The following is a 20064-nucleotide window of genomic DNA, read 5'->3' as shown; positions in this document are numbered from 1 at the left end:
TCGGCCGCCGATCAAACTCGCTTGTTCGAAGGGCCGCCGTCGTTGACCTTCTCTCACCGCCTCATTTTCGTTCGCCACGGCGAAACGCCGTACAATGCGGAGAACCGGCTTCAGGGTCAACGCGACATTCCGCTCGGTCAGAGGGGGCGCGATCAGGCGCGTTCGCTGGGACGAACGCTGCGCGCCCGGATCGGGCCGATCATCGATCGACTGGAAGCGGAGGCGGCGTTCGTCGCCTCGCCGCTCGAGCGCACGCGCGAGACGATGGAGCTCGCCCGCGACGCGATGGCGCTCGACCCCGCCCGCTACCGGCTCGATCCGCGGCTCAAGGAACTGACTTTCGGCGACTGGGAGGGCCTGACCTGGCCGGAAGTGCAGGCGCGCGACCCGAAGGGCGCCGCGGCGCGGCGCGCCGACAAGTGGAACTTCGCGCCGCCGAACGGCGAGAGCTACGCCATGCTGGCGACCCGCATCGGCGCCTGGCTCGACACGCTGACCGCCGACGCCTTCGTCGTTTCCCACGGCGGCGTCGCTCGCGCGCTGATGGCGCTGATCGCCGGCGTGCCCGCGGCGGCGGCCGCCGACACGCCGGTTGTCCAGGGCCGGGCGCTGGTGTTCGAGCGCGGCGGCTGCGAATGGATCGGGTGATGCGACCCGACCGAATCGCGGCGGCGACAGGACAGGAGTTTTCGGCATGAGACAGCAGGCGGGTCCCCCGCGGGACATTTCGGCCGCGACCATCCTGCTGCTCGCCGCGGCCTGCGGGCTGATCGTCGCCAACATTTATTACGCGCAGCCGCTGGCCGGTCCGATCGCCGAATCGCTCGGCCTCGCGCCGGCGGCGGCCGGGCTGATCGTGACGTTGTCGCAGGTCGGCTACGGGCTCGGCCTTCTGTTCATCGTGCCGCTCGGCGATCGGTTCGAGAACCGCAGGCTCGTCGTCGTCTGCGCGCTCGGGTCGGCGCTGGCGCTCGGCCTCGCCGCGGTCGCGACTTCTCCGGCCGCCTTTCTCGCGGCGATGGGGGCGATCGGCGTCGGCTCGGTCGCGGTCCAGATTCTCGTTCCGCTCGCCGCGCACCTCGCGCCCGAAGCCGTGCGCGGGCGGGTGGTCGGGCTCGTGTCGAGCGGGCTGATGATCGGCATCATGGCGGCGCGCCCGGCGGCGAGCGTCCTTGCCGCGGCGCTGTCGTGGCGGGCGGTGTTCGTCGCCTCCGCGGCGCTGATGCTGGCGCTGGCGGCCATCCTGGCGCGCCTGCTGCCGGTCCGTGTCCCCGAGACCCGGTTGAGCTATGCGGCGCTGATCCGGTCGATCGCCGGCCTCGTCGCCGAGACGCCCGCCCTGCGCCTGCGCGCCTTCTATCAGGCGTGCCTGTTCAGCGCCTTCAGCCTGTTCTGGACGACCGCGCCGCTGCTGCTCGCCGGCCGCGACTACGGCTTCACCCAGAATGGCATCGCGCTCTTCGGCCTCGCCGGGGTGTCGGGCGCCGTCGGCGCGCCGATCGCCGGCCGTCTCGCCGACCGCGGCCTGACCAAGGCCGCGACCGCCGCGGCGATCGTCATCGTCGCCGCCGGATTCCTGGCCACGATCGTCGCGCCGCAGGGCTCGACGCTCGCGCTTTTCCTGCTGGTCGCGGCGGCGATCGCGATCGACTTCGGCGTGCAGGCCAATCTGGTGCTCGGCTTCCGCACCATCTTCGCGCTCGCGCCGGAGGCGCGCGGCCGGCTGAACGCCGCCTATATCGCCACCTTCTTCCTCTCCGGGGCAGTGGGCTCGGCCGTCGGCGGCTGGTCCTACGCGCGCGGCGGCTGGCCGCTGGCGAGCGCGATCGGCCTCGCCCTTCCGCTCGCCGCGCTGGCGCGCTTCGTGTTCCGGGCGGCGACCGGCAGGGCCTGAAGCCGCCGGCGGGTCCGCGCACGCCGTTGGACCGCTCCCGCGCCCTTTGCTATCGAGACGGCGGAAACGCGGGGAGGCGAGCGGGATGCCTGTTCAGATGCAGAAGGAGCTTTCGCTGTTCGTGGGCACGTTCGCCACGCTGCTCGCGATCATCAATCCGCTGGAAGTCCTTCCCGTCTACCTGCAGCTGCTGCTCGGCAAGGACGCCGCGACCCATCGGGCGGTCGCGCGCAATTCGTGTTTCTACGCGCTGCTGCTCAGCTTTTTCTTCCTGATTTTCGGCACGCTGATGCTGCGCATCTTCGGCGTGCCGCTGAGCATGGTGCGGGTGGTCGGCGGCATCATCCTGATGCGGATCGGCTTCGAGCTGTTCACGCCGCCCAAGGACGGCGGATTCGCGGCCGGCGCGACCGATCCCAACGCCAACATCGCCTTCGTCCCGCTCGCCATGCCGCTGATGTTCGGGCCGGGCGCCATCGCCACCATCATCGGCATGACCTCGACCATCAAGCAGTCGGGCGAGGAACTCCTGTCCTTCGTCGCCATCGCGGCGGCGATCGCCCTCACCATGGTCGTCACCTATCTCTGCCTCGCCTATGCCGACAGGCTGACGAAGTTCCTGGGGAAGATGGGGATCGACGCGGCGACCCGGATCGTCGGCTTCTTCGTCTCGGCGATCGGGGTCGGGCTGATCTTCGACGGCGTGATCGAGGCGCTCGAGACGCACGGAATCACGGCGCTGCACTGAACGCGCCGCGACCAGGGAGCGGCGGCGTCTCGCCGCCCGGGAGCCCCGCTCAGGCGCCGGCGGCCCGCTCAGACGGACAGCGCCCGCCGTCTGCCGCGCTGTCCGGCGAGCGCCGCCGCGGTGAAGCCGGCGAGCGCGAGCGCCCAGCTCGGCGGTTCGGGGGCAGGGGTCGCCGACAGCGTAAAGCCGTACTCGATCCCCTGGAAGACGGTCAGCGTGTCCGTCGCGGGATCGACTTCGGACAGGAGCGTGATCGCCTGGTAGCGCGCGTCGGGCCATACCCCCTGCGGCGCGTCGTAGAAGAAGTCCGTGCCGAGCGCGACTCCGTCCAGCTTGTCCTTCGACAGCGTCGAGCCGTACTGGAACGGGTAGATCGGCCCGCAAAAGGCGCCGTGCGCCGGAGAGGCGCCGGCGGACGGCCTGGCGCAGGTTTTTGGAAACCAGGGATTGTCGCCCGCCGCGTCCTGGCTGAGGTCGAACGTGTCGAGGGTTTCGATAGGACCGGGGAGGGCGCCGCGCAGCGGGGTGTAGCTGATCACCAGCGCCTGCGTCCACACGAGCTTGTCGGCGACCGATGCGAGCCCCGGCCCGCTCAGCGTGAAGAGGACCAGAGACAGGCCGGCGGCGAAGTCGGATGCGCCGGCGGCGATCGTGGCGTCGACCGACACGCCGCTCAGCGCGCCGCCGTCGACCAGCGTCCAGTCTTTCCCGTTAGCGGCGTCCCAGGCGTCGAAGGCGGTGGTGAAGGTGGCGAGGCGGCCGTCGATGGACGGCGATCCGAGGAAGGAAGCGCGGGCGCCGACCGGCGTCTGGTTCAGCGCGCCGGCGTCGGTGCAGCCGATCAGCGAGAAGGCGCGGCAATTCGAGCGCGTAACGGACCTGGTCACGACGGCGGCGTGGGTCGAGCCGGCCGTCAGCGCCAGCAGGACCGCCAGGATCCGGCCGAAGGCGGCGCCGCTTCCCTTGTGTGCGATTTTCATGAGCAGATCCGTGTGAGACGACAGACGAATTTTGTTCTACCACATACAGCAGCGTAATTCGAGGTTCACGCGGAGGTTCGCGGACTCGGCGAGCGCCCGGGTCGAGGATCCGCACCGGTTCGCCCCGCCCGCCGCGCTTGCGCTTCCGCGCTGGTCTACCCTGCGGTCGCTGCGCGCTTCGCCCTGTAGCGGGCAAGCCCGAGCGCGGCGAAGCCGCAGAGCGCGAGCGCCGAAGTTGACGGCTCGGGAACGGGGTCCGCGGTCGCGGCGCCCGGCGAGGAGGAGCCGCTCGCCGTGGCGCTCAGCGAAAAGCTGTAGGACACCCCCTGGAAGACCGTCAGCGTGTGCGGAGCGGTGATCTCGGACAGAAGCGTGACCGCCTCGAAGCTCGCGCCGGGCCAGTCGCCCTGCGGAGCGTCGTAGAAGGGATCGACGCCCAGCGTGACGCCGTCGAGCGTGACGTTCGCCATGGTCGAGCCGTATTGGAACGGGTAGATCGGCCCGCAGAAGACGCCGTTCGGCGGCGCGGCGCCGGCGGACGCCGCGACGCAAGTCCTCGGGAAACCGCGATTGTCGCCCGCCGCGTCCTGGCTGAGGCTGAAGGTGTCGAGGGTCTGGATGGGCGCGGCGAGCGGACCTCCGAGCGGGGTGTAGGAGATCGCCAGCGCCTGCGTCCAGACCAGCCGGCGCAGCAGCCAGGGGCGGCCGCCGCTGAGCGTGAAGATCACCGGCGACAGGCCGGCGGAGCGGTCGCTCGCGCTGATCTCGATGCTGGCGTCGACCGACAGGTCGAGCGCGCCGCCGTCGATGAGCCTCCAGGCGTTCCCGTTGGCCTCGTCCCAGGCGTCGAACGCGGTGGTGAAGGTCGCCGGCGCCCCTGCGATCGACGGCTGGCCGATGAAGGCGCTGCTCGCGTTCGCCGGCGTCGTGTCGACGGCGCCGGTGTCGGCGCAGGAGGTCATGGCGCCGGAATCGCAGGACCCGAGCCGGGTCATCACGCTCAGCGCCCCGGCGCCGGCCGCCGCCGGCGCGCCGGCGACCATCGCCGACAGGCCGAGGCCGAGCGCAAGGCGACCGCGGGTCCGGATCTCGTGGTCCATTCGCGCCTCCATCTGGCCGACGGGCGACGCGTTCAACGGCCGCGGCCCCGTCCTGTCCCGCGTGCGATGCAACGTCCGAAGTCTAGGATGCGGCGCAGCATGAGCAAGCGGCTTCGGCGGTCGCCGGCTTTCACCGATGCAATCGGCGTCCTTCTCACATCGCCGGGAAGCGTCTCATTGTCGCCACATCGGCGCCGGAGAAGCGCCGGCAAACCGCTCGCGCGTCCCGACGGAGCGCGGATTCATCATTCTTAACAAAATATTAAGGGCCGTTTTCGATGAACGCGTTCCCGCGCGGCGCTGGTGTCTTCGCGGCGTCGCCGCTGCATCTCGCCGCGGCGCTGACCGCCGCGCTCGCGCTCGCCTCCTGCGTCGGCCCGGATCTCGACACCGTCGGCGACTATGGCGCGGGCCTCTCGCCCTTCGCCTCGGCCTCCGTTCCCGACCGACCGCTTCCGGTGCAGGTGTTCATCGCCTCGACCCGCAAGGGCGAAACCGGCGAGGCGTCGCGGCGGCAGGCGCCCGAACCGCGCTACGCGCTCGCCACCATGACCGTTCCGCCCGGCCATCGCGCCGGCTCGATCGAGGAGCCGCTGTGGGGCCGGCCGAACGGCCGCAACGACATCGCGCTCGCGGGCGAGCGCGATCTGGACGAGGACGAGTTCCGCGCCGAGCTCGCCTCGCACGTATCCGGGCGCGTCGGGGTGAACCGCGACGTCCTGGTGTTCGTGCACGGCTTCAACACCAGCTTCGAGGAGGCGCGCCTGCGCGCCACCCAGATCGCCGCCGACGCGCATTTCGGCGGCGTGATGGCGCTGTTCACCTGGCCCTCGCAGAGCGACCTGTTCGGCTACGTTTCCGACAAGGACAGCGCCACCGCCTCACGCGACGCGCTTCAGGGGCTGCTTCACGACCTCGGTCAGACGCCGGGCGTCGGCAAGGTTCACATTCTCGCCCATTCGATGGGCGGCTGGCTCAGCATGGAAGCCCTGAGGGCGTCCGCGATCGCCGGCGACCGGGACCTCTCCGGTCACCTCGGCGACGTCATCCTGGCCTCGCCCGACATCGACATGACGGTGTTCGCCTCGCAGATGGCGCGGATCCGCCCCGCCAACGTCACGGTGTTCGCGACCCCGAACGACAAGGCGCTGTCGCTGTCGAGCTTCATCGCCAGTTCCCGTCAGCGGGTCGGCGCGATCGACGCCGCCAAGCCGGAGGACCGCGCAGAGATCGAAAGTCTCGGGGCGAAGGTCGTCGACATCACGCAATATTCGGACGCCGACCGCTTCATCGGCCACACCGTGTTCGCCAATTCGGGGGAAGTGATCGGCGCGATCGGCGCCCAGATCGCCGCGCCGCGCGCCGAGGACGCGCGGGCGGTGTCATCGCTCGACGAGTCCCGGTATCAGGACCCCGACGCCGCGCAGCACGCGGTCGTCGCCGCGCCGGGCTCGCCGGCCGCGACCGCCGTTCAGGTCGCCCCGCTCGCGGCCCCCGCGCCGGCGACGGTCGGCCTCAAGCCGCCTTCGTAGGCCGCGCGCCTTGGGCGGCGCGCGGCGAATTGTTCGGAAACGGCCGTCACGCCGCGGAAGCGAAATCGAAATGGGCGTAGCGCAAGGCGGCGGTCGCCCCGATCAGAATGATCGTCTCGCCCTGTTCCTTCACCCGAATGCGGCATCCCGACTGTCGGATCCTTCTGGCCATTCCGACCAGCTTCGGCCAGGCCGCCTTCGCGTTATAGAGCGGCACGCCTCTTTCCGCGGTGACGATATCCTCGCCCCGCAAGACCTCAAAATCATAAAACTTCACAGCGTCTCCTCCCGGCTCGGGCGTTCGGTGAAACCGGACCGCCGCCCGGCTCTCATGGCCATTCCTCTTGGCGAGCGGCTGTCGGCCATTGCCAGCCCGCCCGTTGCCGGACTGCCCATCGGCAGCCCTCGGCGATCTTGCGCGGACCAGACCGACCCGCGCCGACCACCAGACTTTCGTCTACATCAGATGGCCAAGGGGCCGATATCCGGGACACTACGTATGTACACAATCCCGCGGCGGTAAGCGCGGCGACGACGCCGTCCAGGGCGATTCAGGTTGCGACATCAAGCTGTTGAAGGCGAGTTACCGGAGCGTGAAATTGTGCTCACGTGGGAACCGGCGCGTGCGGGGGCGTGTTTGCCCCGCAGCTGGGGAAACCTGAAGGAGACCCATCATGATCGCACTCGCCAGACCGGTATTCGCAGCCCTGCTCGCCACGACGCTCGCGGCGCCGGCTTTCGCCGCGTCCGATGCGGCCAGCGCCCCGACCATGGGCGCGACCAAGTCCAACGACGCCGTAGGCGGCCCGAGCAACGCGGCGACCAACGCCCAGAACCCGACCGGGACGCCCAATGCCGGGACCAGCGCGACCGGCGCCATGTCGATCGCCCAGAAGATGCGCGACGATCTCGGCAAGGCGGGCTTTACCGACATCCGCGTCATGCCGTCCTCGTTCCTGGTGCGGGCGAAGGATTCCTCCGGCAATCCCGTGATGATGGTGATCAATCCGGATTCGATCACGGCGATCACCGAAGCGCCGGCCAACGCCGCGACGGGTTCGACGGCGCGGCAGGGCGCAGGCGCGCAGCCCGCGGCCCCCGGCGCTCCCAAGACGCCATGAGGGCTCGCCCTCGGCCGGCGCTTTTCGCGTCCGCCGGCCGGGGGCCGCTTGAAAAGAGCGCAATTCGAGCCGACAGTCGGGGTCCTCAAAACCGATCTCGGAGCCCCCTATGCCAAGCAAGCTCGACCAGCTTCGCGCCATGACCACCGTCGTCGCCGACACCGGCGACATGGAATCGATCCGCCAGTTCCATCCCACCGACTCGACCACCAACCCTTCGCTGATCCTGAAAGCCGCCGGGATTCCCGGCTATGCGCGTCTCGTCGACGAGGCGATCGAGTGGGGCCGCAAGGCGCGCGCGCCGGTCGGCGACGTCACCGATCGCATCGCCGTCAATTTCGGCGTCGAGATCCTGAAGATCGTACCCGGCCGCGTCTCGACCGAGGTCGACGCCGACCTGTCGTTCGATACCGAGGCGATGATCGCCAAGGGGCGCAAGCTGATCGGCCTCTACAAGGAGCGCGGAATCGGCCACGACCGAATCCTGATCAAGCTCGCCTCGACCTGGGAGGGCGTCGAAGCCGCGCGCACGCTGCAGCGCGAGGGCGTCGAATGCAACATGACGCTGATGTTCTCGCTGGCGCAGGCCGCAGCCGCCGCAGACGCCGGCGCCTTCCTCGTCTCGCCGTTCGTCGGCCGCATCCTCGACTGGCACGTCAAGGCGGGGGAGGGCCCGTTCGACAGCGAGACCGACCCCGGCGTGCAGTCGGTTCGGACGATCTACGCATATTACAAGACACACGGGTATAAGACCGTGGTGATGGGCGCCTCGTTCCGCAACCCCGGGGAGATCGAGGCGCTCGCCGGCTGCGATCGACTCACCATCTCGCCGCAGTTGCTCGAGGCGCTGTCGAAGGACGAAGGGCCGCTGCCGCGTAAGCTCGACGCCGCGAGGCCCGGGCCGGCGCCGGCGAAGCTGTCGCTGGACGAGAAGGGGTTCCGCTGGCTCTTGAACGAGGACGCGATGGCGACGGAAAAGTTGTCCGAAGGCATCCGCCTGTTCGCCCACGACCTGCGCGCGCTGCAGGCGACCGTCCAGCAGCGCCTCGCCGCGGCGGCGTGAGACGCCGGTAAAACCGATGCGGGGCGCGGGGGAGGACCGCGCGCCCCTCGACCCGATTCAGGCAAAGCGGGAGCGCGCGTCCGGCGGCCGGTAGGCGAGGCGGCAGTGGCCGGCGCAATAGGGCCGCTTCTCGACCGACGCCAGTCCGCAAAAGGCGAATTCGACGCCGCCCGGGTCGCCGAGCGGCCATCGGCAACCGGTTTCGCGAACGTCGACGAACCGCACCCGGCGCATCTCTCCGACCTCGGCGTCGGCGAACGCCCACCCCGGGCGCGCGCCCGGGGAGCGGGGCCGCGAACCGGGCGCGACGGGCCCCGTCCGTCCGCCCGGGCCGCCGAGCTTGACGCCGATCCGGTTGGCCTTGCCGATCACGGCGTTGCGCGTCTCGGCGCCGAGCGCGGCGGCGATGCCGCTCGCGCTCATGCCTTCGCCCGCGAGCCTGCGCAGCGTCTCGACCGCGTCGTCCGTCCACACCATGGCCATGCCCCCGATCCCCGACCGCCGCGCGCGGCCGCCGGATGCGTCGCCGCACTATTCTCCGCATCGCCCGACGTCTGGACGAAGCGATCGGAAAGTCGGCGCCATTCACGAAAAATAAGCAATTTCATCAGTATCTTGACAGAAAGAAGGGGCGCGGCAACGCGCCATTTCGAACTGTCCGGCGGACGCGCCGTATACGGTATGGTTGCTCCGCGGCACGAATGCGGGTAGTCGACATTCCGAACCGGCCGGAGACGGACATGTCCCGCGGAAGTTCGGAACGCGCGAGTCTCGTCAGAACGCCGCCGTACACCTCGTACCGGACGTTCAGGACCTTCATCGACGACCTTCGCGAGCAGGGGCTGCCGTCGCGCGTCGACCGCAGCGTGCTCACGCGGTTTTCGGGCGTGGTCGGAACCCAGCTCGTGCACGCGCTGCGCTTCCTCGGCCTGGTCGACGGCGCGGGCCGTCCGACCCAGGCGCTTGCGGATCTCGTGCGGGCGGAGGACGAGGGCCGCTGGGCGGAAGCGCTCGGCGACCTGCTGCGGAAAGAATACGCGCCGGTGTTTGCGATCGACCTCGAAACCGCGACGCCGTCCCATTTCAACGAGGCGTTCCGCAGGGCTTTCCCGGCCGCCGACGCGGTCGTCCAGAAGTGCGTGACCTTCTTTCTCTACGCCGCCGGCGAGGCGGGCGTGAAAGTCAGCGGCCGGGTGCTGAAGGGCCGGAAGCCGCGGTCGCTCGCGCCGCGCAGGAAGCGCTTCGCGCCGAAGGTCCCCCCGCCGCTCGCCGCCACGCCCGCGGAACCGCGGCCGGAGCCGCCGCGCGCCGACGACAGGAAACCGTCGGAGTTCCTGCTCACGCACCTCGAGCCGAAGGAGATGGACGCCGAGCAGCTGACCGCCGTCTGGACCCTGCTGAAATATTTTCGGGCGAGGGGGCTTTAGCGGGGCCGGCTGCGGGCCTTCGTCAGGCGCGACCGCGCTCGCCGAGCGCCGCTGCGAGACGCCCGCCTTTCCGCCCCGGCCGAACGGCGGCGCGGAGGCCCGCGCCTCAGTGCGGGCACCGCCACCAGTCGCCGTCCTCCTGGTATTCGCAGCCTCTGCGCTTCAGCTTCGCGCCGAGGTCGTCGCGCCGGGCGCAGGCCTTCAGCGTCTTGGGGTCGTCGCCCGGCCCCCCCTTGCAGGCCGTGTTCGCCGCGAGCCAGCCCTGGATCATCGGCGACTGCGCCGGCGCCGGGGACGACAGGAGCAGCGCAGGGGCGAGCGCCGCGGCGAGGACCCTCCGCGAGGCGATGGAGGCCAAAACTTGTCTCGGCGACAGCATGGGACAAGGGATACCACGGCGACGGCGCGGCGCAAGCGCCGGCGGGCCGGGCCGGACAGCCGCCGTCACGAAATCCGCTGAAGGCCGCCCGCAGCGACGCCTCTCTTGCGCGTCGCGACGCAGCCGGCGAGGCTCGGCGGCGCCAGGCGGGCTGGCGCTTGCGGGCGGATCTGGAACGGGAGCGAAACCTTGACGCAGCCGCGCGGAACCGCCCGCGAAGTCCTCGCGGTCTTCTTTCGCCTCGGCCTGACGAGCTTCGGCGGCCCGGTGGCGCATCTCGGCTATTTCCGCAACGCCTTCGTCGTCGAGCGGACCTGGCTCGACGAGAGCGCCTACGCCGACCTCGTGGCGCTCTGCCAGTTCCTGCCGGGCCCGGCGAGCAGCCAGGTCGGGTTCGCGATCGGCCTCACGCGCGCCGGCGTTCTCGGCGGACTCGCGGCCTGGGTCGGGTTCACGCTGCCCTCGGCTGCTCTCCTGACGCTGTTCGCCGCCGCCGAGGGCGCGCTGAACGGGGCGGCGGGGCAGGGGCTCCTGCACGGCCTCAAGCTGGTCGCGGTCGCCATCGTCGCGCAGGCGGTCCTCGGCATGGCGCGGAGCCTCGCGCCCGATCCGGCGCGCGCTGCGATCGCCGCGCTCGCGCTGATGCTGACGGCCGTCGCCTCCGGCGCTCCCGGCCAGATCGCCGCGATCGGTCTCGGCGCCGTCGCTGGACTTCTGGTCTGCGACCGGCCGGCGGCCAGCGGAGGCGGGCTGGCCGCAGCGCCGCCGTCGTCGCGCCGGGCGGGGCTCGCGTGCCTGGCGGCTTTCGTCGTCCTGCTCGCGCTGGCGTTTGCGCCGTGGGCCAACCAGACGCTGGCCTTTCTCGCCGCGATCGTCCGCTCCGGCGCGCTGGTGTTCGGCGGCGGCCACGTCGTCCTGCCGCTGCTGCGCGCCGCCGTCGTCGCGCCGGGCTGGGTTTCCGAAAGCGCCTTTCTCGCCGGCTACGGCGCGGCGCAGGCGGTCCCCGGCCCGCTGTTCACCTTCGCAGCCTTCCTCGGCGCGGTCGCCTCCGCCCCGCCCGGCGGCGCGCTCGGGGCGGCGCTGGCGCTGGTCGCGATCTTCCTCCCCGGCGCCCTCGTCCTCATGGCCGCGCTGCCGTTCTGGCGTCGGCTCGGGCCGGGCCGTCGTGCGCGCGCGGCGATGGCTGGCGTCAACGCGGCGGTGGTCGGCCTGCTCGCCTCGGCGCTTTACGATCCGGTCTGGACGAGCGCGGTCCGCTCGCCCGTGGACGTCGCCCTGGCCGTCGCGGGCTTTTCGGCGCTGGTCGCCTGGCGGACGCCGCCGCTCGTCGTCGTCGCGGCGCTCGCCGCGGCCGGGGCGGCGACCGGGATTGCGCGGTGAGAGTGAGGTCCCGCGGCGCTCCCCGCTTCCCGGCCCCACGGCGTTCGCGCTCCGGACGGCGCACGGCCGCCGCCGCTCCCCGGCTGATGGGGAAGTCGACCCGCGCGTTCAGGTCGCCGCGTCCTTGGACGTGCGACGAAAGGCCGAGGGCGAGACGCCGTATTTCCACTCGAACAGCCGGCAGAAGTGCTCGAAATCCGTTGCGCCGCAGGCCAGGGCGATTTCGGCGACCGACATCCGCGCGAACCGCGGCTCGGCCAGCCGGTCCTTGGCGATCTCGACCCTGCGCAGGTTGACCCGGTCCCAGAACCAGTCCCCGACGTCCCGCATCAGGGCGTGAACCTCGCTTTCCGCGACGCCGAGTCGCTCGGCCACCGCCTGCGCCGAAAAGCCCGGCGTCGCCGCGTCCGCTTCGATCGCCTGGACGATCGCCGCGCGTTGCGCCGCCCTGAGCCCGCGCGACCGGGCGAGCGCTCTTTCCTCGCCCTTCGCCCCGAGCAGCAGGGCGCAGAGATCGGCGAAATGGTCGGCGACCGTCGGCGCGAGGTCGCGATCGAGGCCGATTTCCGATTGGAACAAGGCGTCGGCGTAGTCGACCAGCAACGTCAGCTCGGGAGCGTCCGGCGCGACCGGCGTGACGAGACGCTGCGCCAACTGCGGGACCCGGTCCGACAGCGCCTCGATCGGCAGGAACACGGTGAGGTAGAGTCCGTCGGGGTCGTACGCGGCGCTCCCGCCCTCCGCGCTCGACGCGAACATCCCGCTACCCTCGCCCCCTTCGCACGCGCGCCCGAGTTGCTCGCAGCGGCGGCGGCCGCGCAGCACGACGCTGAGCGCGATCTCCGGCCGCCCGCCCGGGGGGCGGTTCGCGAGCAGCCGATAGCGGGCCGCCCGGGGCCCGCGCCACAGCGTGGCTCCGGGAAGATGAAGGAAAAACGAGGTCGAGTGGGCCGGGCTCGCCTTCGCCGATGCGGCGGCGCCGGCCGGCTCGCCGATGCGGACCTTCCACGTCGGCGCGATCGCCCTCGCGGCGTTCCGGTCGCCCGTCACGGGCTGCGGCCGGATGCGTTCGTCGAGCGCAAGCGCGAGCCCTGCGCGGCCCGGTCCGGGGTCCGCGAGGACCGCCGCCCCGATCGCTGCGACCCGGGCCGGCGCCAGCCCGGCGATCAGCCATTCGATCCGTGTGTCGGTCATGTCGGCGACGAGGTTCAGCGCTTGCCGATCGAGGCGCTGGCCGCTTTCCCAACGGGCGACGGTCTCGGGCGCGACGCCGAGGAATGTCGCGAAGCTCTGTTGCGACCGGTCCATGTGGAGCCGGACGCCGCGGATGCGGGCGCCGACGTCGGACATCGCGCTTCTGGACAGGCCGGCCTCCGCCTCTCGCGCTTCGCTCGCGGTTCCCGACGGCGCCTCGGCGGCGACGATCTCGGTGGCGATGATGACGCCGCCGATCGCTCCGCTGACGTCGCGCCACGGACGCACCTCCCACTTGACCCACTGCGCGCCGCCGTCGGCCCGCTCGAAGCGCTCGCCGGCGGAGGATTCGGTGGCGCCGGCCAGACATCGGCGATGAACGGCCTTCCAGCGTTCGCCGATGTCGGGGCAGAGGTCGTAATGGCGCTGGCCGACGATCGGCGGCTTCAGCCCATAGTCGGACAACCATTTCGGACTCGCGGCGAGGTACCGCATGTCGCGGTCGAACATGGCCATCGCCTGCGGGACGCGAGCGACGACTCGATCGACGCCATCCCATTTGTCGGTCATGACATGACACTGTGATAACGAAAGCGGCGTCAGCTACGATAGAGGTTTCTTGTTGTCAACAAAGCTTTGCCATATGAGATATGGTCAAGGCGACGCTCCCCGCGCCGCAGGCGGACGCGGCCGGGCGAAGCTCGATACGAGGCCTTTGGCCTCGCGGGGATCGCGTTCGTGACGGAGAGCGACACACCTTGGCACTCTGCCCGAGCCGGAGGACCTGGCCGAGGCGATCATCGAAACATCGAGGCGGGCTCGCAAGCCTCGAGGCGGTGCTGGCGGGCTCGCCGGTCGCGATAGCCGGCGCGCGACCGTGATCAGCTCTAGCCGGTGTTTCAGAAGTCATTGTGAATGAGATTGAATAAATGAGAAATTCAGGATAAGGTGATCGGTGCCGCCGGAGTCTTATCACGATGAAATCGCGTGTTTATCTTCGCTCCGTTCCTTCCGCGTGCGGCCTGAACGATTCAGCGGCAGGGAAGCGCGAAAACGGCGTCGGCGGCGCGAGTCGCCCGCAACTGCCAACCCCGTCATTGCGAGGAGCGAAGCGACGAAGCAACCCATGCCGCCGCTTGCCTCCTGCGGAAAAAATCGCTCCGTCTTCTGCTCGCAACGAAGGGCGGCGGGACGATCAGAGGGCGCAACAGCAGCCCAGCGGCCCTGGATCGCTTCGCTTCGCTCGCGATGACGGCGCTGTTCGCTGCCGGCTTGGGAGTTACAGTCGCCCGCGAAAGTCCGTGCAAGTCTCTGAAAAGGCAAGAAACAGGCTCGGATTTGTGAACCGCGTTCAACGGCAGGGCGCCCGTCTCGGGCGCCCGGGCGGCGGGACGCCGCCCCTCCCGGGGCGCGCCTTGTCCGGTTCCTCGCGCACTACCGCTTCGGGATTGACAGTGACCCGTATCTCCCAAGGTGGACGCCGAAGAACGCCGTCATCGCGAGCGACCCCCGGGTCGAAGAGCCCGGGGGGAAGCGACCCAGGGGCCGCTGGGCTGCTGTTGCGGCTCGTGGACCGCCACGCCGTCCCTCGAGCTTCGTTGCGAGCAGAAGACGGAGCAATCCCTGCAAAATGGACGCAAACTGCGTCGTGGATTGCTTCGTCGCTTTGCTCCTCGCAATGACGGGGTTGGGAGTGACAGTGACCCGGAAAAGTCAGCGCAACGCTTTGAAAAGGCGCGAAACGGGCTCGGATCCGGCCAGCCGCCCTCCTCCCGCTGACGGAAGACGCCGCCGCCCCGCTCCGCGCTTGCGCCCGCCCGGGAATCCCTCGACAATCCTTTGATCATGCGGAAAACCGGCCCGGAAGCGACGGCTCGGCGACAGGGGGCGGGATGACGATGGCGGAGACGGTCGAGGACCCGCACGCAACGAGCGGCCGCCGCGTGCTGGTCTTGGGGGCGGCCGGGAACCTCGGCCGGCGCGTGGCGGCGAGCGCGCTGGCGGCGAACCATCGGGTGACCGCGTTCGTGCGCAGCCGGGCGACGCTCGAGGAGCGCTGGCGGGCGCCGCTTCCGGCGGCGATGCGGGTGGTCGAGGGCGACGTCCTCGACCGGGCCCGCCTCGGGCCGGCGATGCGCGATTGTGACGTCGTCGTCAGTTGCGCCGGCAACGCCTTCGACGGCGACAGCTTCGTCCAGCTCTTCGACGCCGTCGCTTCGACGGCCGAGGCGGCGTTGGGCCGGGGCGGCCGGGTCTGGATGCTGGCCGGTCTGGCGGTCCTCGATATCCCGGGGGCCGGCCGGCGCGGACTCCATCTTCCCGGCGTGCCGCGCGCCTACCGCGCGCATGGGGTGAACCTTCGGCGCCTGCAGCGCTCGGCGCTGGCCTGGACCCTGGCGTGTCCGGGGCCGATGATTCCGGCGACCGACACGACGGGACGGTTCGCGCTGCGCGCCTCGATCGACACGGTCGCGGTCGAGCCGCCGGGCTGGCTCCGCTTTACGCCCGACATCGCGCTGGCTCTGTTTCTGAAGTCGAAAGTTCCGACTCTGACGGCGACTTACGAAGACGTTGCGCAGGTCATCGTCGATCGCCTCTTCGACGACGCCCTCGCCGGTCATCGCGTCGGGTTCGCGCTTCCCGCCGGCGAGACCCTGCGCAAGGCGGGTTGGCGGCCGGGACGCCGCTCGGCGGTGGAATGAGCGAGTCCGTCTGCGGGCGCGCCGGTCGAACTGCGCCGGCTCAGTCGATCATCGCCGCCTTCAGAATGTTGACCATCGTGGCGTGCGCCGGCTTGTCGCTCGTGTTGCGGATCAGGTGGGGGCGATCGCAGCGGTAGCGCAGCGTCTCGCCGGCGCGGACCTGGTCGACCGTTCCGCCGACGTCGACCTCGAGTTCGCCCTCCATCACGGACAGGCATTCGACCGAGCCGCGCGCGTGCGCGGCCGATTCCAGCACCCCCCCGGGATCGGCCTGGAAATCGTACCATTGCAGCCAGTCGACCGTCTTCAGCCATCCGGTCACGGCCAGCCGGCACAGGCCGTCGTCGGACACGAAGATCGGCGTCGCGCCGCGGCTCAGGTGCTCGATGAACGGTCCGTCGTCGCCGCCGGTGAGCATCGACTGGATCGTGACGTCGAGCGCGCGCGCCAGCCGCCAGATGGTGGTCAGCGTCGGGTTGGTCTCGTTGCGCTCGATCTGCGAGATGATCGATTTGGCCACCCCCGACTGGGTCGAGAGGTCCGCCAGCGACAGGCCGTAGCTCTTGCGCAGCCGCAGCACCGCGAGGCCGAGCTGGCTCGACAGCGCCGCGGCGCCGGCCTCGAGGACTTTCGCGCGGTCTTTGCCTTCGACGCCCATGAATGCGCTCCCGAACGGAATCCGGGCCGATAGCTAGCGCGGCGCGGCCGGAATATCGAACGCTTTCGATCGCGAGCGAGGGGAGATTCGCGGCGATAGCTGCAAACGGGCGGCGAGGCGATTCAGGCCGACCGCCCTCCGGCGACGTCCCTGAGGCCCGCCGCCCTGCGCTCCCAGGCCAGCAGCGCGCCGCCGGCGGTCATGACGATCGCGGCGCCGGCGAGAACGCCCGCGGTCGGGATCTCCGCGAACAGGAGCCAGCCGAGCGCGGCCGCCCAGATCATCGCGACGTAATCGAACGCGGCGATGACGGAGGCCTCCGCAAAGCGGTAGCTGTGGGTGAGAAAGATCTGGCCGCAGCCGCCCAAGAGCCCGATCGTCGCCAGCGCGGTGAAGGAAAGGGCGCCGGGCGCGACGAAGCGCTGGCCCGAGGCCAGCGCCGTGAGGGCCGTCCCCTCGGGCCAGGCCGCCGCGAGGAGGAGGAGCGCGAGGCTCAGGACCGCGGTGACGGCCGAGAAGTAGAACACGATCGCGCCGGTCGACTCGGAGCGGGAGAGGCGGCTGATCTGGACCATCGCGAAGGCGGTCGAGGCGGCGCCGGCGAGGGCGGCCGAGACGCCGGCGACCGAGCCGACCCCGCCTCCGAGATGGCCGGACAGCATCACCAGGACCCCGAGGAATCCCGCCACCACCGCGCCCGCCCGTGCCGGAGTCACGGCCTCGCCGAGCGCGACCGACGCGAGCGGAACCACCAACAGCGGCGAGACGAAGGTGAAGGCCGCGGCGTCGGCGAGCGGCAGGAACGCGAGCGAGACGAAGTAGCCGTACATCCCGCCCGAGCCCGCGAGCGATCGTCCGACGTGGCCGAACGGGCGCGTCGTTTTCAGCGCCGACGGCCATTCGCCGCGCGAGGCGAGCCAGAGGGCCAGCGTCGCCATCGCGAACAGGGAGCGGAAGAACACGATTTCCGAGACCGGAAAGTCCGGCGACGAGGCCTTGATGAGGGCCGCCATCAACGCGAACGCCAGCGTCGCGCCAATTTTCATGGCGACGCCCTTGAGCATGACGGTCGAACTCGGGATCTTCCGCTCTAGAACGTCCCCGGGAAGGCGCCGCCGTCGATCAGGATGTTCTGCCCGGTGATGAAGCCCGCGTGGGCGCTGGCCAGGAACGCGCACAGCGCGCCGAACTCGGCCGGGTCGCCGAACCTCCGCGCCGGGCTGCGCGCCGCCGCGTCGGCTTCCGCCGTTTCGAACGGCACGCCGCGCTCAGCCGCGGTCCGCGCGATCGCCGACCGCTGCCGGTCGGTGGCGAAGGCGCCGGGAAGGAGAAAATTGATCGTCACATTGTCGCGCACGGCGCCGCGGGCGGCGGAGGCGAGGAAGGCGGTCAGGCCGGCGCGCGCGCCCGACGACACGTCGAGCCCGGCGAGCGGCGCGCGCACCGATCCCGAGGTGATGTTGACGATCCGCCCGAACCTGCGCGCCGCCATGCCGGGAAGCAGCGCCTGCACCAGCGCGATCGGGGTCAGCATATTGGCTTCGACCCCTGCGAGAATGTCGCCGCGGGTGATCGCGCCGAACGCCTTGAACGGCGGGCCGCCGTTGTTGTTGATGAGAATGTCGGCCTCCGGCGCCGCGGCGATCAGCGCCTCGCGGGTCGCGGGATCGTCGAGGTCGCCGGCAATCTCGTCCACCGTCACGCCGAAGCGCGCGCGGATCTCGCGCGCCGTCGCGGCGAGCGTCTCGGGGTCGCGGCCATTGAGCGCGAGCGTGCACCCGGCCTCGGCGAGCGCGATCGCCGCGGCGCGTCCGAGCCCCTTGCTCGAGGCGCACACGATGGCCTTGCGGCCGGAAATACCGAGATCCATATCGCCCTCCAATCCATCGCGGGGTCGGATTCAGGACCGCGGACGGTTCGACCCGCGCGCTCCGCGTCATCGAAGCGACACGAGAATCTGCGCAGAGATTTTCAAATCAGGGTCTTAATGCGAGAGGGCCGGCGTGTCCAAGCAGCTCGGAAGCCATCGCTATCGCACGCTGTTCCTGTCGGATCTTCATCTCGGCACGCGCGGCTGCCAGGCGCATCTCATTCTCGACGTGCTCCGGCATGTCGAGGCCGATACGATTTACCTCGTCGGCGACATCATCGACGGGTGGCGGCTGCGTTCGGGCTGGTACTGGCCGCAGCAGCACAACGACGTGGTGCAGAAGCTCCTGCGCAAGGTGCGGCGCGGCGCCAGGATCGTGTTCGTGCCCGGCAATCACGACGAATTCGCGCGCCAGTTCCTCGGCCTGAGCTTTGGCGGCATCAAGATCAAGCGACATGCGATCCACCTCGCGGCCGACGGCAAGCGCTACCTCGTGATGCACGGCGACGAGTTCGACGTGGTGGTGCGCCACTCGAAGTGGCTCGCTTTTTTCGGCGACTGGGCCTATGAAACGGCGCTGTTCGTCAACACGCACTTCAATACGGCGCGGCGGGCGGTGGGGCTTCCGTACTGGTCGTTTTCGGCCTGGGCGAAGCTCAAGGTCAAGGAAGCAGTCAATTTCATCGGCTCGTTCGAAAGCGAGCTGGCCGGCGAGGCGAAGCGGCGCGGAGTCGACGGTGTCGTCTGCGGGCACATCCACCACGCGGCGATCCGCGAAATCGACGGGATAACCTACGTGAATACGGGCGACTTCGTGGAATCCTGCTCCCTGGTGGTCGAGCATTTCGACGGGCGGCTCGAAGTGATGCGCTGGCCGGTCGAGCTGAAGACGCTCGCGCCTGAGGACAATGCGCCGTTCGAAGACGAGGCGAAAGAGGTCGAGGCGGAAGCGGCATAACATGCGCATTCTCATTGCGACCGACGCGTGGCGGCCGCAAGTCAACGGCGTCGTCTCGACCTTGGAGCGGATGACCAGGGCCGCGGCCGAGTTTGGCGCGGAATTCGAGTTCATCACCCCGCAGGGGATGTGGACTGCGCCGATGCCGACCTATCCGGACATCCGCCTCGCCATCACGACGCCGTCGCACATCAGCCGCCGCATCGAGGCGGCGGCGCCGGACCACATCCACATCGCCACCGAAGGCCCGATCGGCTGGCTGACGCGCCGCCATTGCCTGAAGGTCCGGCGCATCTTCACCACCAGCTATCACACGCGCTATCCCGAATACATTTCCGCCCGCACCGGCTTTCCCGAGCGGCTGACCTACGCCGGCCTGCGCCGCTTCCATGCGCCCGCCGCGGCCGTGATGGCGCCCACTCCGACGATCGGCGAGGACCTGAAACGGCGCGGCTTCGAGCGCGTTCGCCTGTGGAGCCGCGGCGTCGATCACGACCTGTTCCGGCCGCGCGGCGACGTCGGCCTCGATCTGCCGCGGCCGATCTTTCTCTGCGTCGGCCGGGTCGCGGTGGAGAAGAATCTCGAGGCGTTGCTCAGCCTCGACCTGCCGGGCTCGACGGTGATCGTCGGCGACGGGCCGGCCCGGGCGGCGCTGCAGCGCCGCTTTCCGCGCGCGCATTTCCTCGGCGCCCGGCATGGCGAGGCGCTGGCCGAGGTCTACGCCAGCGCCGACGTGTTCGTCTTCCCGTCCCGCACCGATACGTTCGGCATCGTCCTGATCGAGGCGATGGCGAGCGGGCTGCCGGTCGCCGCGTTTCCGGTTCCCGGCCCCATCGACGTCGTCGGACCCGACGCGGGGGTGCTCGACGAGGATCTGCGCGCCGCCTGCCTCGGAGCGCTCGAGATTCCGCCGCAAGCGGCGCGGGAATACTCCCTGCGCTACACCTGGAAGGAAAGCGCGCGGCAGTTTCTCGACAACATCGAGATCAGCCGCGGCAAGCTCGCCCGGGTCAAGTGGAGGAGACGGCTCGAACTGGTCGATGGCGGGTGAGGGAGCG

At 70.4% G+C, this 20064-nt stretch carries 20 protein-coding genes; 11 read left to right on the top strand and 9 right to left on the bottom strand.

Annotated elements, in window-relative coordinates:
- Positions 1-42: 42 nt before the first annotated feature.
- From DFR50_RS10260 to DFR50_RS10250, 3 genes are all read left to right on the top strand, one after another.
- Positions 43-648, top strand: coding sequence for a histidine phosphatase family protein (locus DFR50_RS10260; protein WP_113889129.1), 606 nt, complete (start codon positions 43-45; stop codon positions 646-648).
- A 46-nt stretch (positions 649-694) separates the two neighbouring features.
- A complete protein-coding gene (locus DFR50_RS10255; protein ID WP_113889105.1) occupies positions 695-1894 on the top strand; it encodes an MFS transporter in 1200 nt (399 codons plus the stop codon).
- Between the two features lie 85 nt (positions 1895-1979).
- Positions 1980-2642 carry a MarC family protein gene (locus DFR50_RS10250; RefSeq protein WP_245427585.1) on the top strand — a complete coding sequence of 221 codons (663 nt, stop codon included), beginning with the start codon at positions 1980-1982 and terminating at the stop codon, positions 2640-2642.
- 68 nt (positions 2643-2710) lie between these two features.
- On the opposite strand, the gene DFR50_RS10245 is transcribed toward DFR50_RS10250, so the two are convergent.
- Both DFR50_RS10245 and DFR50_RS10240 read right to left on the bottom strand, forming a co-directional pair.
- Positions 2711-3622: a hypothetical protein gene (locus tag DFR50_RS10245; RefSeq protein ID WP_113889103.1), complete on the bottom strand. Its 912-nt coding sequence runs from the start codon at positions 3620-3622 to the stop codon at positions 2711-2713.
- A 155-nt stretch (positions 3623-3777) separates the two neighbouring features.
- A complete protein-coding gene (locus DFR50_RS10240; protein ID WP_147262721.1) occupies positions 3778-4722 on the bottom strand; it encodes a PEP-CTERM sorting domain-containing protein in 945 nt (314 codons plus the stop codon).
- A gap of 278 nt (positions 4723-5000) precedes the next feature.
- Here DFR50_RS10240 and DFR50_RS10235 point away from each other — a divergent pair, with 278 nt between their 5' ends.
- The gene (locus DFR50_RS10235) at positions 5001-6254 is read left to right on the top strand and encodes an alpha/beta hydrolase (RefSeq protein ID WP_113889101.1); all 1254 of its coding nucleotides are present in this window, start codon (positions 5001-5003) and stop codon (positions 6252-6254) included.
- A 46-nt stretch (positions 6255-6300) separates the two neighbouring features.
- Here DFR50_RS10235 and DFR50_RS10230 read toward each other — a convergent pair whose 3' ends face one another.
- Entirely contained in the window at positions 6301-6531 is a 231-nt protein-coding gene (locus DFR50_RS10230; RefSeq protein WP_113889100.1) for a hypothetical protein, read from the bottom strand.
- 397 nt (positions 6532-6928) lie between these two features.
- Between DFR50_RS10230 and DFR50_RS10225 the strand changes: the two genes are divergently transcribed.
- Positions 6929-7375, top strand: a complete 447-nt coding sequence (locus DFR50_RS10225) for a hypothetical protein (protein ID WP_113889099.1) — start codon at positions 6929-6931, stop codon at positions 7373-7375.
- A gap of 109 nt (positions 7376-7484) precedes the next feature.
- The gene (gene tal, locus DFR50_RS10220) at positions 7485-8438 is read left to right on the top strand and encodes a transaldolase (protein WP_113889098.1); all 954 of its coding nucleotides are present in this window, start codon (positions 7485-7487) and stop codon (positions 8436-8438) included.
- A 57-nt stretch (positions 8439-8495) separates the two neighbouring features.
- Here tal and DFR50_RS10215 read toward each other — a convergent pair whose 3' ends face one another.
- Positions 8496-8921: a GcrA family cell cycle regulator gene (locus tag DFR50_RS10215; protein WP_113889097.1), complete on the bottom strand. Its 426-nt coding sequence runs from the start codon at positions 8919-8921 to the stop codon at positions 8496-8498.
- A gap of 257 nt (positions 8922-9178) precedes the next feature.
- Between DFR50_RS10215 and DFR50_RS10210 the strand changes: the two genes are divergently transcribed.
- Positions 9179-9865: a DUF5343 domain-containing protein gene (locus tag DFR50_RS10210; protein WP_113889096.1), complete on the top strand. Its 687-nt coding sequence runs from the start codon at positions 9179-9181 to the stop codon at positions 9863-9865.
- 106 nt (positions 9866-9971) lie between these two features.
- Here the strand turns inward: DFR50_RS10210 and DFR50_RS10205 are convergent, their stop codons facing one another.
- Positions 9972-10223: a hypothetical protein gene (locus DFR50_RS10205; RefSeq protein WP_113889095.1), complete on the bottom strand. Its 252-nt coding sequence runs from the start codon at positions 10221-10223 to the stop codon at positions 9972-9974.
- Between the two features lie 210 nt (positions 10224-10433).
- Between DFR50_RS10205 and chrA the strand changes: the two genes are divergently transcribed.
- Entirely contained in the window at positions 10434-11624 is a 1191-nt protein-coding gene (chrA, locus tag DFR50_RS10200; RefSeq protein WP_245427580.1) for a chromate efflux transporter, read from the top strand.
- A 108-nt stretch (positions 11625-11732) separates the two neighbouring features.
- On the opposite strand, the gene DFR50_RS10195 is transcribed toward chrA, so the two are convergent.
- Entirely contained in the window at positions 11733-13388 is a 1656-nt protein-coding gene (locus DFR50_RS10195) for a helix-turn-helix domain-containing protein (RefSeq protein ID WP_113889094.1), read from the bottom strand.
- Between the two features lie 1322 nt (positions 13389-14710).
- Between DFR50_RS10195 and DFR50_RS10190 the strand changes: the two genes are divergently transcribed.
- Positions 14711-15520: an NAD(P)-dependent oxidoreductase gene (locus DFR50_RS10190; RefSeq protein WP_113889093.1), complete on the top strand. Its 810-nt coding sequence runs from the start codon at positions 14711-14713 to the stop codon at positions 15518-15520.
- A gap of 40 nt (positions 15521-15560) precedes the next feature.
- On the opposite strand, the gene DFR50_RS10185 is transcribed toward DFR50_RS10190, so the two are convergent.
- The 3 genes from DFR50_RS10185 to DFR50_RS10175 all read right to left on the bottom strand — a co-directional run bounded on the left by DFR50_RS10185 (position 15561) and on the right by DFR50_RS10175 (position 18048).
- On the bottom strand, positions 15561-16178 hold the full coding sequence (locus tag DFR50_RS10185) for a helix-turn-helix domain-containing protein (RefSeq protein WP_113889092.1): 618 nt from the start codon (positions 16176-16178) through the stop codon (positions 15561-15563).
- Between the two features lie 122 nt (positions 16179-16300).
- Positions 16301-17242: a DMT family transporter gene (locus DFR50_RS10180; protein ID WP_113889091.1), complete on the bottom strand. Its 942-nt coding sequence runs from the start codon at positions 17240-17242 to the stop codon at positions 16301-16303.
- A gap of 26 nt (positions 17243-17268) precedes the next feature.
- Entirely contained in the window at positions 17269-18048 is a 780-nt protein-coding gene (locus DFR50_RS10175) for an SDR family oxidoreductase (protein WP_113889090.1), read from the bottom strand.
- A gap of 133 nt (positions 18049-18181) precedes the next feature.
- Here DFR50_RS10175 and DFR50_RS10170 point away from each other — a divergent pair, with 133 nt between their 5' ends.
- Together DFR50_RS10170 and DFR50_RS10165 are read left to right on the top strand one after the other, a co-directional pair.
- Positions 18182-19006, top strand: coding sequence for a UDP-2,3-diacylglucosamine diphosphatase (locus tag DFR50_RS10170; RefSeq protein ID WP_113889089.1), 825 nt, complete (start codon positions 18182-18184; stop codon positions 19004-19006).
- Between the two features lies 1 nt (position 19007).
- A complete protein-coding gene (locus DFR50_RS10165; protein ID WP_113889088.1) occupies positions 19008-20057 on the top strand; it encodes a glycosyltransferase family 4 protein in 1050 nt (349 codons plus the stop codon).
- The last annotated feature ends 7 nt before the right edge of the window (positions 20058-20064 follow it).

It is taken from the genome of Roseiarcus fermentans, assembly GCF_003315135.1.
In the GTDB taxonomy this organism is placed as follows: domain Bacteria; phylum Pseudomonadota; class Alphaproteobacteria; order Rhizobiales; family Beijerinckiaceae; genus Roseiarcus; species Roseiarcus fermentans.
Note: the sequence above shows the minus strand (reverse complement) of the source record. Positions and strands in the feature narration are given on the sequence as shown.